Below are 17,638 nucleotides of genomic sequence, written 5' to 3'. Positions count from 1 at the left end.
TCAGAAGTGAAACGCCGTAGCGCCGATGGTAGTGTGGGGTCTCCCCATGTGAGAGTAGGGAACTGCCAGGCATCAATTAAGTAGAGAGGCCATCCGCAAGGATGGCCTTTTTGCGTTTCTGAACCAACCGAATTTTGTAGACCGGGTAAGGCGAAGCCGCCATCCTGCAAGTCAGACCGCACTCCATGTCACAATAAACTCCGCAATCCCATCCACATCATTTAAATCCAGCAGCGGAACCTCAAGCGGCAATACAACATCACTGGCTACGGCAATCACATGCTCATCCAGCGTTAACTCGCTGACATCATGCCCGGCATCGCTTCGGAATAGCAGGATCTTAGGTACGGCCTCATGTTTAAAACCCTCAACCAGTACCAGATCCAGCGTGGAATGATCCATCCGACTAACCAGATAAGCGAGATCCAGCGGTGCCTCATCCGGCGTTTCTGTCATCAACGCCCAACGCTGGCTACTTGCCACCATCGTTTGCGCTGCACCCGCTTTACGCAACGCATAGCTATCTTTGCCCGGTTTATCGACATCCATATTATGGTGGGTGTGCTTGATCAATCCTGGACGAATACCTCTGGCACAAAGCGCGGGAATGAGCTCTTTCAGTAGCGTGGTTTTCCCGGTCCCACTCCAGGCGGAAATGGCGAGAACTGGTATCATTTTTTCTCCTGCATCATCTGCAAATCTTCACTCGTATTCACGTTCACAAACGCTGATTTCAAATCGCTAAAATCAACGGGATGGCCGCCAGAGTCGCGCATAAATACCATCACCCTGCGCTCTCCCGCAGCCAGATACGCCTGCAGGGCAGGTGCTAGCGATCGGTGTATCAACGCGATAGCAGGATGGTCACGCTCGCCGTCATGTACCCACACCACAGGAGCTGTACCACGAAGCAGAAACAAACGCTCGACAAGACAGGACGGAATAAACGGGGTATCGCAGGGGCAGAATATAAACCACTCTCCGTGAGACTGTTGCATGACCGAAAGCATACCGGCCAGTGGTCCCGGGTAATCTTCAAGGATGTCTGGGTAAACGGCGTATCCGCTGCGCTGGTAAGTGTCGATATGCCTGTTAGCACTGATGACCATTGTCGTCACCTGGCCTGCGAGCGTATCAGCGACACATTGCCATAAGGGCTTGCCGTTCAGGAGCTGAAGCCCCTTATCTTTTCCCCCCATTCGTGTCGCTCTGCCACCTGCCAGAACGACCCCAATGATTTCCTGGCTAAGATTCACGAATATCGCCTCTTTTATTGTGGGATTGACCCTGCTAACGTGTCACTCTAAATGAAAGGAGCACCACCATGAAATGTAAACGTCTGAATGAAGTTATTGAACTCCTCCAGCCCGCCTGGCAAAAAGAGCCAGAGCTAAATCTGATGCAATTTTTACAGAAACTGGCGAAAGAGTCAGGTTTTGACGGCGATCTGGCAGACCTTTCTGACGACATCCTGATCTACCACCTTAAAATGCGTGACTCAACCAAAGATGCTGTTATTCCTGGTATTCAGAAGGATTATGAGGAAGATTTTAAGACTGCATTATTGCGCGCCCGAGGCGTAATTAAAGAGTAAAAGCTTGTAAGCGGCGGCACCGAAATCGCCACAAGATGATATCCTGAATCATTCGTATAATTTCCGGATGATCGGATGAACGACCAGGCTTTTACTTTCCAGACATTACACCCGGACACCATTATGGATGCCCTGTTTGAACAGGGTATTCGGGTGGATTCCGGGCTAACACCGTTAAACAGCTACGAAAACCGCGTCTATCAATTTCAGGACGAGGATCGTCAGCGCTTCGTCGTAAAGTTCTATCGCCCTGAACGCTGGTCCGCAGAACAAATTCAGGAAGAGCATCAGTTTGCTCACGATCTGCTGGATGACGATGTTCCCGTTGCCGCACCGCTAAAATTCAATAACCAAACGCTCCTCACGCACGAAGGGTTTTACTACGCGGTATTCCCGAGCCTGGGTGGTCGACAGTTTGAAGCGGATAATATCGATCAGATGGAGTGGGTTGCCCGCTATCTTGGGCGTATACACCAGACGGGGCGCAAAAAAAGCTTTATCACCCGCCCGACTATCGGGATTCAGGAATACCTTCTTGAACCGCGGGGAATATTCGAAACGTCTGCCATGATCCCCACTGCGTTAAAGGATGATTTCCTCAACGCCACCGATAAGCTCATTGCTGCCGTTAAAACCTGCTGGCGCGACGATATTTCCATCCTGCGCCTGCATGGCGATTGTCATGCCGGAAATATCCTCTGGCGCGATGGCCCGCTGTTTGTCGATCTCGATGATGCGCGTATGGGGCCAGCGGTTCAGGACCTGTGGATGCTGCTCAATGGCGATAAAGCCGAGCAACGCATGCAGCTTGAAACCATTATTGAAGCTTATGAAGAATTTAGCCCGTTTAATTCAGATGAAATTCCCCTGATTGAGCCTTTACGTGCGATGCGTTTTGTTTATTATCTCGCATGGTTAATCAGGCGTTGGGACGATCCCGCATTTCCCCGGAATTTCCCGTGGCTTACCGGAGAGGATTACTGGCGTAGCCAGATATCTACATTTACTGAGCAGGTCAAGGTTCTTCAGGAACCCCCTCTGCAATTAACGCCGATGTATTAATTGGACACACCCAGGAGAGAGTTAATCATGAAAAAAATTTGGCTGGCGCTGGCAGGTATGATTCTGGCATTTAGCGCTTCTGCTGCGCAGTTTACCGACGGCAAACAGTTCATCACGCTGGACAAACCGGTCGCTGGCGAGCCACAGGTTCTGGAGTTCTTCTCGTTCTACTGCCCGCACTGCTATCAGTTCGAGCAGGTTCTGCATGTGTCTGACAACGTGAAGAAAAAGCTGCCGGAAGGTACCAAAATGACCAAGTACCACGTCGAGTTCCTGGGCCCATTGGGTAAAGACCTGACTCAGGCGTGGGCTGTTGCTATGGCACTGGGCGTGGAAGATAAAATCACTGCGCCAATGTTTGAAGCCGTACAGAAAACCCAGACCGTTCAGACCACAGCGGATATCCGTAAAGTGTTCGTTGATGCCGGCGTGAAAGGTGAAGATTATGACGCAGCCTGGAACAGCTTTGTGGTGAAATCTCTGGTGGCCCAGCAGGAAAAAGCGGCTGCTGACCTCCAGCTTCAGGGCGTTCCGGCGATGTTTGTTAACGGCAAATACCAGCTGAACATGCAGGGCATGGACACCAGCAGCATGGATATCTTCGTACAGCAGTATGCTGATACCGTGAAATACCTGGTTGAGAAGAAGTAATTTCGCTGATGTAAAAACGCCGGTCACTGACCGGCGTTTTTGTATGAAGATTTAATCTTGTCTATCTGTTCGTCTTTCTCTTTCCAGAGCGTATTGAGCCACTGCTGGAAACGACGTTTGAAATTCTTATCGTTAACGTAATCACCGTGCAGCCCGGCATCAATCGGGACCAGATCGACACGCACAACAATGCGCGTCAGTTTGCCGCTGAGCATATTGAAGAACGGCGTCTTATCATTTTCCGGATAGCAGAGCGTGACGTTCAGGAGTTTATCGAACTGTGCTCCCAGCACGTTAAGCGCCATCGCAATACCCGCCGCCTTCGGCGGCAGCAGATGCTGATAAGGAGAGCGGGTTTGTTGATGCTTCTCTTCCGTAAACCGGGAGCCTTCAACAAAGTTCACGATGGTCGTTGGATGCGCGCGAAACTTTTCGCAGGAACGGCGGGTGGTCTCTACATCCTTACCGCGACGCTCCGGGTGACGAATCAAATAGCTGCGCGAATAGCGTTTCATAAACGGCATATCGAGCGCCCAGCAGGCCAGGCCGATAAAAGGTACCCAGGCGAGCTGCTGTTTCAGGAAGTATTTGTTCATCGGGATGTGTTTGCGGAAAAGCACACACAACACCACGATATCAGCCCAGCTGTGGTGATTACAGATCAGCAGGTACCAGTTCTTTTTGTTGAGGCTCTCCAGCCCTTTAATATCCCATTTCAGATGCGGGTTCAGGCACAGCAGGATCGCCAGTCCTTCGCACCAGCAGTACATCATAAAATTACAAAATGCGGATACGGCTCGCCACACCACAGGTACAGGCAGCAGCAGTTTAATGATCCCGGCGACAATGATCGGCACAGAACAGGCGACAGTCACCAGGATAGTTAAAATGATGCTTAACAGTAATATTATTGCAGCGAGCAATCTCGGCATGATGAGCTTTTTCAGGTGGTTAGCTGTAAGTGAGCGGCCGGCTATTCGGCGCTGGGCGCTGATTCTACCAGAAAACAGGCAGAGTAATGGCGCTTTCAGGTGAGGAGCCGGTGGCTTTTACCCTGCTGCAGAAGATTTCTCTGTGATTCTACGCTAATCAAGGCTTATATCCACATAGACTAAATTGCCATCAGTTGGCCATATAGAGTAGATCTAGTAACGTAATGGCATGATAAATAAGATCTAAATATTCAGGTATATATATTTTTAGCGTCTGTTATTCATATGAAGTGAAAATATGCACAAACTTATCCACAGTTTTATTTTTGCGAGCGATCCTCACGATCGCAAAATCTTTTCCTGTATATGGCGCTAATAACTGATGTTTTCATCCTTCTGTGGCATCCTTTACGCATAAATTGATTAAAGGCACGGACATTATGGTTCAGATCCCAGAAAACCCTCTTATTCTCGTCGATGGCTCTTCTTACCTGTATCGGGCGTACCATGCGTTTCCTCCTCTGACCAATAGCGCAGGGGAACCTACCGGCGCAATGTACGGCGTGCTGAATATGCTGCGCAGCCTGATCCTTCAGTATCAGCCAACCCATGCGGCAGTCGTTTTTGATGCGAAAGGCAAAACGTTCCGCGACGAGTTATTTGAGCATTACAAATCTCACCGTCCGCCAATGCCTGACGATCTGCGTGCGCAGATTGAGCCGCTGCACGCCATGGTGAAGGCGATGGGCCTGCCGCTGCTGGCCGTCTCTGGCGTCGAAGCCGATGACGTCATCGGCACGCTGGCGCGTGAAGCTGAAAAAATGGGCCGACCGGTACTGATCAGCACCGGTGATAAAGATATGGCACAGCTGGTGACGCCGGGTATCACCCTGATAAACACCATGACTAACACGATTCTGGGGCCTGAAGAGGTGGTCACAAAGTATGGCGTGCCGCCTGAACTGATTATCGACTTCCTCGCGTTGATGGGCGACTCCTCGGATAACATCCCTGGCGTCCCGGGCGTTGGTGAAAAAACTGCGCAAGCGCTGCTGCAGGGGCTGGGCGGGCTGGATACGCTATACGCGGAATCGGATAAAATCGCCGCGCTCACCTTCCGTGGTGCAAAAACCATGGCCGGAAAACTGGAAGAGAACAAAGAGGTGGCTTATCTCTCTTATAAGCTGGCAACCATCAAAACCGATGTCGAACTGGAACTAGGCTGTGAACAGCTGGAGGTACAACAGCCTTCCGCTGACGAACTGCTGAGCCTGTTTAAGAAATACGAATTTAAGCGCTGGACCACAGACGTAGAAGCCGGTAAATGGCTGCAGGCAAAAGGGGCTAAACCGGCTGCAAAGCCGAAAGAGACAATTGTTGTTGATGCAGAAGAGCAGGCGGAAGAAGAAGCCGTGGCGCTTTCCTTCGACAATTATGAAACCATTCTTGAAGAATCGCAGCTGATTGCCTGGATCGAGAAGCTGAAAAAAGCTCCTGTCTTTGCCTTTGATACCGAAACTGACAGTCTCGATAACATCTCTGCCAATATGGTGGGCCTGTCATTTGCGACAGAGCCGGGTATTGCCGCCTACGTTCCTGTGGCGCACGATTACCTGGATGCGCCGGAACAGCTCTCCCGTGAGCGCGTACTTGAGCTGCTGAAGCCGCTCCTGGAAGACGAGAAGGCGCTGAAGGTCGGGCAAAACCTCAAGTACGACCGCGGCATTCTGCAGAACTACGGCATTGAACTGCGCGGGATTGCCTTCGACACCATGCTTGAATCCTACATTCTGGACAGCGTCGCGGGCCGTCATGATATGGATTCCTTATCTGACCGCTGGCTCAAGCACAAAACGATCACCTTTGAAGAGATTGCCGGTAAAGGGAAAAATCAGCTCACCTTTAACCAGATTGCTCTTGAAGAAGCGGGGCGCTACGCGGCGGAAGACGCTGATGTCACGCTGCAGCTGCACCTGAAGATGTGGCCAAAACTGCAGCAGCAAGAAGGACCGCTGAACGTGTTCCAGCATATCGAGATGCCGCTGGTACCCGTGCTGTCACGCATTGAACGTAACGGCGTGAAGATCGATCCAACGGTGCTGCATAACCACTCCGGGGAGCTGGCGCAGCGTTTGACCGAGCTTGAGCAAAAAGCGCATGAGCTTGCAGGTGAGCCGTTTAACCTCTCTTCACCGAAACAGCTGCAAACCATCCTGTTTGAAAAGCAGGGCATCAAACCGCTGAAGAAAACCCCTGGCGGCGCGCCTTCAACCTCTGAAGAGGTGCTTGAAGAGCTGGCGCTGGATTACCCGCTACCAAAAGTGATTCTGGAGTACCGTGGTCTCGCGAAGCTGAAGTCTACCTACACCGATAAGCTCCCGCTGATGATCAACCCGAAAACAGGCCGCGTGCATACCTCATATCATCAGGCTGTAGCGGCGACGGGTCGTCTTTCGTCAACCGATCCAAACCTGCAGAACATCCCGGTACGTAACGAAGAAGGCCGCCGTATTCGGCAGGCTTTTATTGCGCCCGATGACTACCTGATTGTCTCGGCTGACTACTCGCAAATTGAGCTGCGTATTATGGCGCATCTCTCCCGTGACAAAGGTTTGCTGACCGCGTTTGCCGAAGGGAAGGATATCCACCGTGCAACGGCGGCGGAAGTCTTCGGCTTACCGCTGGACAGCGTGACGAACGAACAGCGCCGCAGCGCTAAAGCGATCAACTTCGGTTTAATTTACGGCATGAGCGCGTTTGGTCTTTCGCGGCAGCTCAATATTCCGCGCAAAGAATCGCAAAAGTATATGGATCTCTACTTCGAGCGTTATCCGGGCGTGCTGGACTATATGGAACGCACCCGCGCGCAGGCGAAGGAAAAAGGTTACGTCGAAACCCTGGATGGCCGCCGTCTCTACTTGCCGGACATCAAATCCAGCAACGCGGCGCGTCGCGCTGGCGCAGAGCGTGCGGCGATCAACGCCCCGATGCAGGGTACCGCGGCGGACATTATTAAGCGTGCAATGATCGCCGTTGATGCCTGGCTGGAAAAAGAGAAGCCTCGCGTGAAAATGATCATGCAGGTACACGATGAACTGGTATTTGAAGTGCACAAAGACGATCTCGACGCCGTGTCGAAGAAGATCCATGAACTGATGGAAAGCAGCATGACGCTTGACGTGCCGTTGCTGGTGGAAGTGGGAAGTGGTGAAAACTGGGATCAGGCTCACTAACGGTTCTTCGCATAACGCGCTTTTTATGTAAGTTTGCAACATAACAACGCGCGTTTTGTGACGATCATTAGAATTCCCTATGTAAAGAATGAAAAAAAACTACAAAAAGTGCTTTTTCTGCAGAACAAAAAGGGGTAGAGTTATCGGCGTAGGGTACAGAGGTAAGATGTTCTATCTTTCAGACCTTTTACTTCACGTAATCGGATTTGGCTGAATATTTTAGCCGCCCCAGTCAGTAATGACTGGGGCGTTTTTTATTGTGGCAAAGAAAACTTCAGGCAAAAAAAAGCGCGGCCATCGCCGCGCTCGGTATTACTCTTCTTCCGCTTCCGTCGCGGGTTCCAGCTCGCTAAACCAGGTGTCGAGCTTCTGACGCAGCTTGTCAACGCCCTGCTTTTTGAGCGAGGAGAATGGCTCAACCTGCACATCACCGTTGAATGCCAGCACCGCTTCGCGAACCATATTCACCTGCGCTTTACGCGCGCCGCTTGCCAGCTTATCGGCTTTCGTTAGCAGCACCAGCACGGCGATATCGCTTGATACCGCCCAGTCGATCATCTGCTGATCCAGATCTTTCAGGGGATGACGAATATCCATCAGCACCACCAGACCTTTCAGGCACAGGCGTTTTTCCAGGTATTCACCCAGCGCACGCTGCCACTTGATTTTCATCTCTTCCGGTACTTGCGCGTAGCCGTAGCCCGGTAAGTCGACCAGGCGTTTGCCCTCTGCGACTTCAAACAGGTTGATCAGCTGGGTACGGCCAGGTGTTTTTGAGGTACGGGCCAGGCTCTTCTGATTGGTCAGCGTATTCAGGGCGCTGGATTTCCCCGCATTGGAGCGGCCAGCAAATGCCACTTCAATACCGGTATCAGAAGGAAGGTGGCGAATATCGGGCGCACTGGTGACAAAATGCGTCTGTTGGTAGTTCCAGGTAGTCACGTGGTCGTCTCCAAAATCGTAATCTGAAGGGGATTATACCCGAATGCAGGCAAAAGACTTTTCTCATTGCTATGACCTGTAGGCGAAAGCCCTAACCGGTGTGAGAGATCGGCCAGAGAAGCTATGAGAGATTTCAGAGAATTCGCAGGCGTTAAAAAAGCCAAACTGTTTTAAATCATAAGCTTATTTCCGGGTAATTGTCTGAAAATTCCTTTTAGTACCGTTTCGTTGCTTGTTAGTTTAACGGAACAAGGTAAAGTGTGCGTCAGGGCGAGGAAGCCAACAGGATATCGACTTAAGGATTAGGGTCAGGAGCGCCAGGAGGCGAAGACGCAGGATTGTCAGGATGACCAGCGCCTGGAGGCGTTTAAACAGGAAATGGAACCGTATCACGGACGGTATTAGCCAAGGGATAAACAGGGTTTGTTGTTGGCAAACATGGAATGTCTGACCCGCTAAGGGTTGTGAGTCAGGAAAAAAGGCGACAGATTGCTCTGTCGCCTTTTTTCTTTGCTTGCTTTCTGCTAGATTTCGCCGCAATTCTATACTGAAGAAAACGACTTAAAGATAAAACATTATGAAAAAACCAACCTCCGCTGCAGGCGCGAAACGCCCTGCAAAAGCACGCCGCAAAACGCGCGAAGAACTGAACCAGGAAGCGCGCGATCGTAAACGCGATAAAAAACATCGCGGTCATGCTGCGGGTAGCCGTGCCAGCGGCGTTGGTGCAGCGGGCACTTCTGCAAAAGGCAAACAGCAGAAAGATCCTCGTATCGGCAGTAAAACTCCCATTCCACTGGGCGTGACAGACACCCCGGTCACTAAGCAGCACAAACCAAAGAGCGAGAAACCTATGCTTTCACCGCAGGCTGAGCTGGATTTGCTGGAGAACGATGAGCGCCTGGATGCGCTGCTGGAACGTCTTGAAGAGGGTGAAACCCTGACCGCCGAAGAGCAGTCATGGGTTGATGCCAAACTGGATCGCATCGATGAACTGATGCAGAAGCTGGGCCTGTCATACGACGATGACGAAGATGAAGAAGAAGACGAAAAGCAGGAAGATATGATGCGTCTTCTGAAGGGTGGAAACTAACATTTGCACCCGGCAGGCACGATAGTCCTGCTTATAACCCTTCCGGTTATATGTTATCTGGTGTGGTTATTCGTTAAACTACGGCGGTTGTCGCGGCGACAGAAGTGGCTGCGCACCCGGGTGATGGCCCGCAATGGGGTCAGAACGGGCCGCCGTATACGAACGCGACACCAACGGAAGGAGTGAGCATGTCTGTACCATCTATCGACTGGGATTTGGCCCTAATCCAGAAATATAACTATTCCGGGCCGCGTTATACGTCATACCCCACTGCGCTGGAGTTCTCCGATGCCTTCGGTGAGGATGATTTTCTGCAGGCTGTCGCGCGCTATCCTGAGCGTCCGCTGTCTCTCTACGTCCATATTCCGTTCTGCCACAAGCTCTGCTATTTCTGCGGCTGCAATAAAATCGTTACCCGTCAGCAGCACAAAGCCGACCAATATCTTGATGCGCTCGAGCAAGAAATTGTGCATCGCGCGCCGCTGTTTGCTGGCCGTCACGTCAGCCAGCTTCACTGGGGTGGCGGCACGCCAACCTATCTGAATAAAGCGCAGATCAGCCGTTTGATGATGCTTTTACGAAGCCACTTCGATTTTAACGATGATGCTGAAATCTCGATCGAGGTCGATCCGCGTGAAATTGAGCTGGATGTGCTTGATCATTTACGCGCCGAAGGCTTCAATCGTCTGAGTATGGGCGTGCAGGACTTCAACAAAGAGGTCCAGCGCCTGGTGAACCGCGAGCAGGATGAAGAATTTATCTTTGCTTTACTCAACCACGCGCGTGAGATCGGTTTTACATCGACCAATATTGACCTGATTTACGGCCTGCCAAAGCAGACGCCGGAAAGCTTCGCCTTCACGCTGAAACGCGTGGCCGAACTAAACCCTGATCGCCTGAGCGTCTTTAACTATGCGCATTTGCCGACGCTCTTTGCCGCTCAGCGTAAAATCAAAGATGCCGATCTGCCTTCTGCTCAACAGAAGCTGGATATCCTGCAGGAAACTATTACTTCGCTGACCGAGACCGGTTATCAGTTTATCGGTATGGATCACTTTGCCCGTCCGGATGACGAACTGGCGATTGCCCAGCGTGAAGGGGTATTGCACCGTAACTTCCAGGGTTACACGACCCAGGGCGATACCGATTTACTGGGGATGGGAGTCTCTGCCATCAGCATGATTGGCGACTGTTACGCGCAGAACCAGAAAGAGCTGAAGCTGTACTACCAGCAGGTTGATGATACGGGCAACGCGCTATGGCGCGGCATTGCGTTAACGCGTGACGACTGCATCCGTCGTGATGTGATTAAGGCGCTTATCTGCAACTTCCGTCTCGATTTCAGCGATGTTGAGTCGCAGTGGTGTCTGCACTTCAGCGATTATTTCGCTGAAGACCTGAAGCTCCTGGCACCGCTGGCGAAAGACGGGCTGGTGGATGTATCGGAGAGTGGGATTGAGGTCACGCCGAAAGGGCGTCTGTTGATCCGTAATATCTGCATGTGCTTCGACGCGTACCTGCGTCAGAAAGCACGCATGCAGCAGTTCTCGCGGGTGATTTAAGCCGCATTGCCAACAGCACGAAACGTAGGCCGGGTAAGGCGAAGCCGCCACCCGGCTTTTACGTTCAACCCCGCTAGCTAAACAGCCCAACCAGCGCCGCACACAACATAGCCGCAACGGCTGTTTGTGGCGTGTGGCTTTCAGCGGCTCCGCTAGAGAGCATATTCACTAATGTTTCCAGCATGATGTTCACCCCCAATTTCCGGGCACGATCATACAAAACTCAACGGAACAGTAAAGCGCAAAATAACGGCAATTTGCGCTCAATTAATAACCTTTACACAGCGGCGTAAGATCACTCCATTCCCAACTCTTTAAGCTTGCGCGTCAGAGTATTACGTCCCCATCCCAACAGGCGAGCGGCCTCCTGCTTATGACCCTGCGTATGACGAAGCGCGGTAGTTAACAGCGTACGCTCCATCTCTGGCTGAGCTTCAGACAACAAGTTTTGATGACCGGAACGCAGCGCGCGGTCGGCCCACTGTGCCAGCAGCGTCGCCCAGCTGTCCGGCAGCGCGTGACCAGTACTGCTTTCAGGCGCGGTCGCTTCAAACAGCTCAGCCGGTAAATCCTGAATCAGCACTTCCTGCCCGGCAGCCATCACGGTTAACCAGCGGCAGGTATTTTCCAGCTGACGCACGTTGCCCGGCCACGCAAGGCGGGTGAGGGCGGCATCGGTTTCCGGGTGAAGTTGCTTGGCTTCCACACCCAGTTCCCGGGCGGCCACCTGCAGAAAATGACGCGCCAGGCGGGGGATATCTTCACGACGTTCACGCAGCGGTGGCAGATGAACGCGAATGACGTTCAGGCGATGGAATAAATCCTCACGGAATTTTCCCTCCTGCACGCGTTGCTCCAGGTTCTGATGGGTTGCGGCGATAATGCGCACATCCACCTTCACCGGTGCATAGCCGCCCACGCGATAAAACTGCCCATCGGCCAGTACGCGCAGCAGGCGGGTCTGGACATCCAGCGGCATATCGCCGATCTCATCCAGGAATAGCGTGCCGCCATCAGCCTGTTCGAAACGCCCCTGGCGAATGGTATTTGCGCCGGTAAACGCCCCTTTTTCATGGCCAAACAGTTCGGACTCAATCAAATCCTTCGGGATTGCTGCCATATTCAGGGCGATAAACGGTGCTTTTGCCCGCGGGCTGTGGCGGTGCAATGCATGTGCCACTAGCTCTTTACCGGTTCCCGATTCACCGTTAATCAATACGCTGATGGACGAACGGGATAACCGGCCAATAATGCGAAACACATCCTGCATCGCCGGCGCTTCGCCGATTATGTCAGTCGTTGGCCCAAAATCGGGCGCGTGGCGCGGCTGTTGCTGCTCCTGATAATGGCTAATCGCGCGCTCAACCAGCGCCACCGCTTCGTCGATATCAAACGGTTTGGGCAGGTAATCGAACGCCCCTTGCTGATAGGCGCTCACTGCGGCATCCAGATCGGAGTGTGCCGTCATTATGATGACCGGAAGCATAGGGTGGCGTTGTTTGATCTGCTTTAAAAGCGCAAGCCCGTCCATGCCCGGCATGCGAATATCCGAAAGCAGAACGTCCGGCGTTTTGGTGGTGAGTGCGTCGAGCACTTCGCTGCCGCTCTCAAACGTCGTGCAGCTTAATCCTGCCCCTGTGAGCGCGCGTTCAAGCACCCAACGGATGGAGCTATCGTCATCGACTACCCAGACTATCCCTCGTTGCATAAACGTCACCTTTATTTTTTAATCGGCAGGAAAACCGAAAACTCGGTATGTCCCGGCCAACTGGTAAATTCAATTTTTCCAGAGTGTTGATCGATCAAACTGCGGGCAATGGATAAGCCCAGGCCGGTCCCGCCTTCGCGACCGCTTACCATCGGATAGAACAGGGTGTCCTGCAGATGCGATGGAATACCGGGCCCGTTATCCTCGACGTCGATTCGGGCCGCCAGTCGATAGCGCACGCCGTGTAACGTGAGCTGGAAGGCGGTGCGGGTGCGTAAAATAATCTCGCCCCCTTCCGGCCCCAGCGCCTGCAGCGCGTTGCGCACAATGTTCAACAGGACCTGCTCAATTTGATCCGGGTCATGTGCCAGTTCCGGCAGGCTTGGGTCGTAATCACGTACCAGCGTGACGTTCTCTGGCAGCTCCATCGAGACGAGCTTCACCACCCGTTCAGCCACTTTATGAATGCTTTCTGTGACATGCATTCCCGGCTGCTGCGGCCCGAGAAGACGGTCAACCAGATTACGCAGTCGGTCCGCCTGCTCAATGATGACGTTGGTGTACTCCGCAAGCGCAGGGTCGGGCAGCGCCTTGGTCAGAAGCTGCGCCGCGCCTCGTAACCCACCCAACGGATTTTTGATTTCATGCGCCAGACCACGCACCAGGTCTCGGGCAGCAATTTGCTGCGCATGCTGAAGCTGCTCCTGACTCAGTCGACGCTGATTATCCATCGGCGCCATTTCAAGCAGGATCATGCCTTCGGGAAGACGTTGCGCGGTCAGCGACAGGATATGCGAGCGCCCGTCGATAACCAGCGTCACTTCGTTATCCGTGAACCCCTGACCAGCCTGCAAACTTTCCTGCATCAGGCCAATATTCAGCGAAAAATAGCTCAGTAATTCCGGAAGCGGGGTGCCGAACAGTTTACGTGCGCTTTGGGCAAGCAATTGCTGCGCCGCCGGGTTGGCGTAATGAACGGCCAGCTCGTCATCGACCAGCAATATGCTGTTAATCAAAGAATTGAGGATCTGCCCAGCATCGGGCAGCGTGCCAGTTGCCATTCAGCAGTCTCCTGGAGTTGTTTGCACTAATTTAGTGCAGTATAGCGTTTTCGGCGTAAAAAGCGCGTGAGATCAGATTGTTGGTGGAGAAAAAAGCCCATCCGGAGATGGGCTAAAAGTTTCCACGGCAACTACTCCCGGCGCTTGTCACGCCGGGTAAAACAACTTTATTAAACGCTGTAGTACAGCTCGAACTCAACCGGGTGTGGAGTCATACGCACACGGTCGTTCTCTTCAATACGCAGAGCGATGTAAGCGTCAATCGCTTCATCAGTGAACACGCCACCGGCAGTCAGGAACTCACGGTCTGCGTCCAGCGCCTGCAGGGCTTCTTCCAGAGAGCCAGCAACCTGTGGGATCTCTTTCGCTTCTTCTGGCGGCAGGTCATACAGGTTTTTGTCCATCGCTTCGCCTGGGTGGATCTTGTTCTTGATACCGTCCAGACCCGCCATCAGCAGTGCTGCGAAGCACAGGTATGGGTTAGCCGCTGGATCCGGGAAGCGTACTTCGATACGACGCGCTTTCGGAGACGCAACAACCGGGATACGGATAGAAGCAGAACGGTTACGTGCAGAGTAGGCCAGCATCACTGGCGCTTCGTAGCCCGGGACCAGACGCTTGTAGGAGTTAGTGGTTGGGTTCGCCAGGGCGTTGATCGCTTTAGCGTGTTTGATAACACCACCGATGTAGTGCAGCGCCTGCTCAGACAGACCGGCATACTTGTCGCCAGAGAACAGGTTGGTACCGTTCTTGGACAGAGACATGTGGCAGTGCATACCGGAACCGTTGTCGCCAAACATTGGTTTTGGCATGAAGGTCGCGGTTTTACCGAAACGGTGCGCAACGTTGTGCACAACGTATTTGTAGATCTGAATCTCATCCGCTTTTTTGGTCATAGTGTTGAAGCGGGTAGCGATTTCGTTCTGGCCAGCAGTCGCCACTTCGTGGTGATGTGCTTCAACAACCAGGCCCATCTCTTCCATGATAAGACACATGGTAGAACGGATGTCCTGTGAAGAATCGACCGGAGGAACCGGGAAGTAACCGCCTTTCACGCCAGGACGGTGACCTTTGTTACCACCTTCGTATTTGGTGGAAGAGTTCCATGCGCCTTCGATGTCATCGATAGCCACGTGGGAACCAGAAATTGAAGCGCCGAAACGGATGTCGTCAAACAGGAAGAACTCTGGCTCTGGCCCGAACAGAACGGTGTCTGCAATGCCGGTAGAACGCAGGTACTCTTCAGCGCGTTTCGCGATAGAACGTGGGTCGCGGTCGTAGCCCTGCAGGGTGCCTGGCTCGAGGATGTCGCAACGGATGATCAGGGTTGGTTCTTCGAAGAACGGGTCAATGAGCGCAGTGGTCGCATCTGGCATCAGAACCATGTCAGATTCGTTAATGCCTTTCCAGCCACCAATGGAGGAGCCGTCAAACATTTTGCCTTCTTCAAAGAATTCGGCGTTCACCTGATGAGCAGGGATTGTGACGTGCTGTTCTTTACCTTTGGTATCGGTGAAGCGCAGATCAACAAACTTCACTTCATGTTCGTTCAGCATCGTCAAAACGTGTTCAGCGGACATACTTAACTCTCCAGATTGGTCATTGTCGTCGTGGTAACGAGGTCTTCAATTTCTGTTTGTACTGGCTGTTGCCATGTATTTTTTATAAAGCGAAATCTGTGCCAACTTTTAAAACACCCCCAAAAGGCGTTATCATGCGCACCATAGTGCAAAAGGGCTGCACCACAATGGATTTGTTGCACCAGTATAGTGCTTCAATGTGAACATTGAGCACCATATTGGTGCAATTTACGTTAAAGTGCCCTTTTACCGCTCCGTGAAAGCGATCACAAAGCATCTCTGCAATACTTGTTTGCGGGGGATGTTTGTGATCCTGTTTTGTAGTGCGATTAATCCGTGTACAATAACGCGCTATTTCTAAATGCCTGAGGCAAAGTTGTGATCGAAAATTTGCGTAACATCGCCATCATCGCGCACGTTGACCATGGTAAAACTACCCTGGTTGATAAGCTGCTGCAGCAATCCGGTACGTTTGATGCTCGTGCCGAAACCCAAGAACGCGTGATGGACTCCAACGATTTGGAGAAAGAGCGTGGGATTACCATCCTCGCGAAAAACACCGCGATTAAATGGAATGACTACCGTATCAACATCGTTGATACCCCAGGGCACGCCGACTTCGGTGGTGAAGTTGAACGTGTAATGTCCATGGTAGACTCCGTTCTGCTGGTCGTTGACGCAATGGATGGCCCAATGCCACAGACGCGCTTCGTGACCAAAAAAGCATTTGCCCATGGTCTGAAGCCAATCGTTGTTATTAACAAAGTTGACCGTCCTGGCGCGCGTCCTGACTGGGTTGTGGACCAGGTATTCGACCTGTTCGTTAACCTCGACGCGACTGACGAGCAGCTGGACTTCCCTATCGTTTACGCTTCTGCGCTGAACGGTATCGCAGGTCTGGACCACGAAGACATGGCCGAAGACATGACCCCGCTGTACCAGGCGATTGTTGACCGTGTTCCTGCGCCAAACGTCGATCTCGACGGTACCCTGCAGATGCAGATCTCTCAGCTCGACTACAACAACTATGTTGGTGTAATCGGCATTGGTCGTATCAAGCGCGGTAAAGTGAAGCCTAACCAGCAGGTCACTATCATCGATAGCGAAGGCAAAACCCGTAACGGCAAAGTGGGTAAAGTGCTGACTCACCTGGGCCTTGAGCGTATCGAGAGTGACGTTGCGGAAGCGGGCGATATCATCGCTATCACCGGTCTGGGTGAGCTGAACATCTCCGACACCATCTGCGATCCGCAGAACGTCGAAGCGCTGCCAGCCCTGTCCGTTGATGAACCAACCGTAACCATGTTCTTCAACGTCAACACCTCTCCGTTCTGTGGTAAAGAAGGTAAGTTCGTTACCTCTCGTCAGATCCTTGACCGCCTGAACAAAGAGCTGGTGCACAACGTTGCGCTGCGCGTTGAAGAAACTCCGGATGCAGACGCATTCCGTGTTTCTGGTCGTGGTGAGCTGCACCTGTCTGTTCTGATTGAGAACATGCGTCGTGAAGGTTTCGAAATGGCGGTTTCCCGTCCGAAAGTAATCTTCCGCGAGATCGATGGCCGTAAACAAGAGCCATTCGAAAACGTAACGCTGGACGTTGAAGAGCAGCACCAGGGTTCTGTGATGCAGGCACTGGGTGAGCGTAAAGGCGACCTGAAAAACATGAATCCAGACGGCAAAGGCCGCGTACGTCTCGACTACGTGATCCCAAGCCGTGGTCTGATCGGCTTCCGTTCAGAGTTCATGACCATGACCTCCGGTACCGGTCTGCTGTACTCCACCTTCAGCCACTACGACGACGTTCGTCCGGGCGAAGTGGGCCAGCGTAACAACGGCGTGCTGATCTCCAACGGTCAGGGTAAAGCGGTTGCGTTTGCGCTGTTCGGTCTGCAGGATCGCGGTAAGCTGTTCCTGGGTCACGGTGCTGAAGTGTATGAAGGCCAGATCATCGGTATTCACAGTCGTTCTAACGACCTGACCGTAAACTGCCTGACCGGTAAGAAACTGACCAACATGCGTGCGTCCGGTACTGACGAAGCAACGGTTCTGGTTCCACCGATCAAGATGACTCTGGAGCAGGCTCTGGAATTCATCGATGATGACGAACTGGTAGAAGTGACTCCACAGTCAATTCGTATCCGTAAACGTCACCTGACCGAAAACGATCGTAAACGTGCGATGCGCGGTCCGAAAGAAGACTAATACGGTTAATTCGTATTA

At 52.4% G+C, this 17,638-nt stretch carries 15 protein-coding genes; 7 read left to right on the top strand and 8 right to left on the bottom strand.

The window, feature by feature from the left end:
• Positions 1-171: 171 nt before the first annotated feature.
• Complete coding sequence (gene mobB / locus E3U32_RS03060) at positions 172-675, bottom strand: molybdopterin-guanine dinucleotide biosynthesis protein MobB (protein WP_134347594.1); 504 nt, start codon at positions 673-675, stop codon at positions 172-174.
• Positions 672-1,256 (bottom strand): molybdenum cofactor guanylyltransferase MobA, encoded by a 585-nt coding sequence (mobA, locus tag E3U32_RS03055; protein ID WP_134347593.1) that lies wholly within the window; start codon positions 1,254-1,256, stop codon positions 672-674. Before mobA ends, mobB begins: the two co-directional genes overlap by 4 nt.
• 68 nt (positions 1,257-1,324) lie before the next feature.
• Between mobA and E3U32_RS03050 the strand changes: the two genes are divergently transcribed.
• The 3 genes from E3U32_RS03050 to dsbA all read left to right on the top strand — a co-directional run bounded on the left by E3U32_RS03050 (position 1,325) and on the right by dsbA (position 3,307).
• On the top strand, positions 1,325-1,594 hold the full coding sequence (locus E3U32_RS03050) for a YihD family protein (RefSeq protein WP_134347592.1): 270 nt from the start codon (positions 1,325-1,327) through the stop codon (positions 1,592-1,594).
• Between the two features lie 75 nt (positions 1,595-1,669).
• The gene (locus E3U32_RS03045) at positions 1,670-2,656 is read left to right on the top strand and encodes a serine/threonine protein kinase (RefSeq protein WP_134347591.1); all 987 of its coding nucleotides are present in this window, start codon (positions 1,670-1,672) and stop codon (positions 2,654-2,656) included.
• Between the two features lie 27 nt (positions 2,657-2,683).
• Positions 2,684-3,307 (top strand): thiol:disulfide interchange protein DsbA, encoded by a 624-nt coding sequence (dsbA, locus tag E3U32_RS03040; protein WP_121423247.1) that lies wholly within the window; start codon positions 2,684-2,686, stop codon positions 3,305-3,307.
• A 23-nt stretch (positions 3,308-3,330) separates the two neighbouring features.
• On the opposite strand, the gene E3U32_RS03035 is transcribed toward dsbA, so the two are convergent.
• Positions 3,331-4,239 carry an acyltransferase gene (locus E3U32_RS03035; RefSeq protein ID WP_134347590.1) on the bottom strand — a complete coding sequence of 303 codons (909 nt, stop codon included), beginning with the start codon at positions 4,237-4,239 and terminating at the stop codon, positions 3,331-3,333.
• Positions 4,240-4,679: 440 nt separating this feature from the next.
• On the opposite strand from E3U32_RS03035, the gene polA reads away from it, so the two are divergent.
• A complete protein-coding gene (gene polA, locus E3U32_RS03030; RefSeq protein WP_134347589.1) occupies positions 4,680-7,472 on the top strand; it encodes a DNA polymerase I in 2,793 nt (930 codons plus the stop codon).
• A 312-nt stretch (positions 7,473-7,784) separates the two neighbouring features.
• Here polA and yihA read toward each other — a convergent pair whose 3' ends face one another.
• On the bottom strand, positions 7,785-8,414 hold the full coding sequence (yihA, locus tag E3U32_RS03025) for a ribosome biogenesis GTP-binding protein YihA/YsxC (RefSeq protein ID WP_134347588.1): 630 nt from the start codon (positions 8,412-8,414) through the stop codon (positions 7,785-7,787).
• A 577-nt stretch (positions 8,415-8,991) separates the two neighbouring features.
• Between yihA and yihI the strand changes: the two genes are divergently transcribed.
• Together yihI and hemN are read left to right on the top strand one after the other, a co-directional pair.
• Positions 8,992-9,507 carry a Der GTPase-activating protein YihI gene (yihI, locus tag E3U32_RS03020; protein ID WP_134347587.1) on the top strand — a complete coding sequence of 172 codons (516 nt, stop codon included), beginning with the start codon at positions 8,992-8,994 and terminating at the stop codon, positions 9,505-9,507.
• Between the two features lie 188 nt (positions 9,508-9,695).
• Positions 9,696-11,069 (top strand): oxygen-independent coproporphyrinogen III oxidase, encoded by a 1,374-nt coding sequence (gene hemN, locus E3U32_RS03015; protein WP_134347586.1) that lies wholly within the window; start codon positions 9,696-9,698, stop codon positions 11,067-11,069.
• 73 nt (positions 11,070-11,142) lie between these two features.
• On the opposite strand, the gene E3U32_RS23625 is transcribed toward hemN, so the two are convergent.
• The 4 genes from E3U32_RS23625 to glnA form a co-directional block, all read right to left on the bottom strand.
• The gene (locus E3U32_RS23625) at positions 11,143-11,253 is read right to left on the bottom strand and encodes a YshB family small membrane protein (protein WP_166790900.1); all 111 of its coding nucleotides are present in this window, start codon (positions 11,251-11,253) and stop codon (positions 11,143-11,145) included.
• Positions 11,254-11,364: 111 nt separating this feature from the next.
• Complete coding sequence (gene glnG, locus E3U32_RS03010; RefSeq protein ID WP_023309765.1) at positions 11,365-12,777, bottom strand: nitrogen regulation protein NR(I); 1,413 nt, start codon at positions 12,775-12,777, stop codon at positions 11,365-11,367.
• A gap of 11 nt (positions 12,778-12,788) precedes the next feature.
• On the bottom strand, positions 12,789-13,838 hold the full coding sequence (gene glnL, locus E3U32_RS03005; RefSeq protein WP_014885760.1) for a nitrogen regulation protein NR(II): 1,050 nt from the start codon (positions 13,836-13,838) through the stop codon (positions 12,789-12,791).
• 170 nt (positions 13,839-14,008) lie between these two features.
• Entirely contained in the window at positions 14,009-15,418 is a 1,410-nt protein-coding gene (gene glnA / locus E3U32_RS02995; RefSeq protein ID WP_014072406.1) for a glutamate--ammonia ligase, read from the bottom strand.
• Between the two features lie 378 nt (positions 15,419-15,796).
• On the opposite strand from glnA, the gene typA reads away from it, so the two are divergent.
• Positions 15,797-17,620, top strand: coding sequence for a ribosome-dependent GTPase TypA (gene typA / locus E3U32_RS02990; protein WP_134347585.1), 1,824 nt, complete (start codon positions 15,797-15,799; stop codon positions 17,618-17,620).
• Positions 17,621-17,638 lie beyond the last annotated feature (18 nt).

The organism is Lelliottia nimipressuralis (assembly GCF_004402045.1).
In the GTDB taxonomy this organism is placed as follows: domain Bacteria; phylum Pseudomonadota; class Gammaproteobacteria; order Enterobacterales; family Enterobacteriaceae; genus Enterobacter; species Enterobacter chinensis.
Note: the sequence above shows the minus strand (reverse complement) of the source record. Positions and strands in the feature narration are given on the sequence as shown.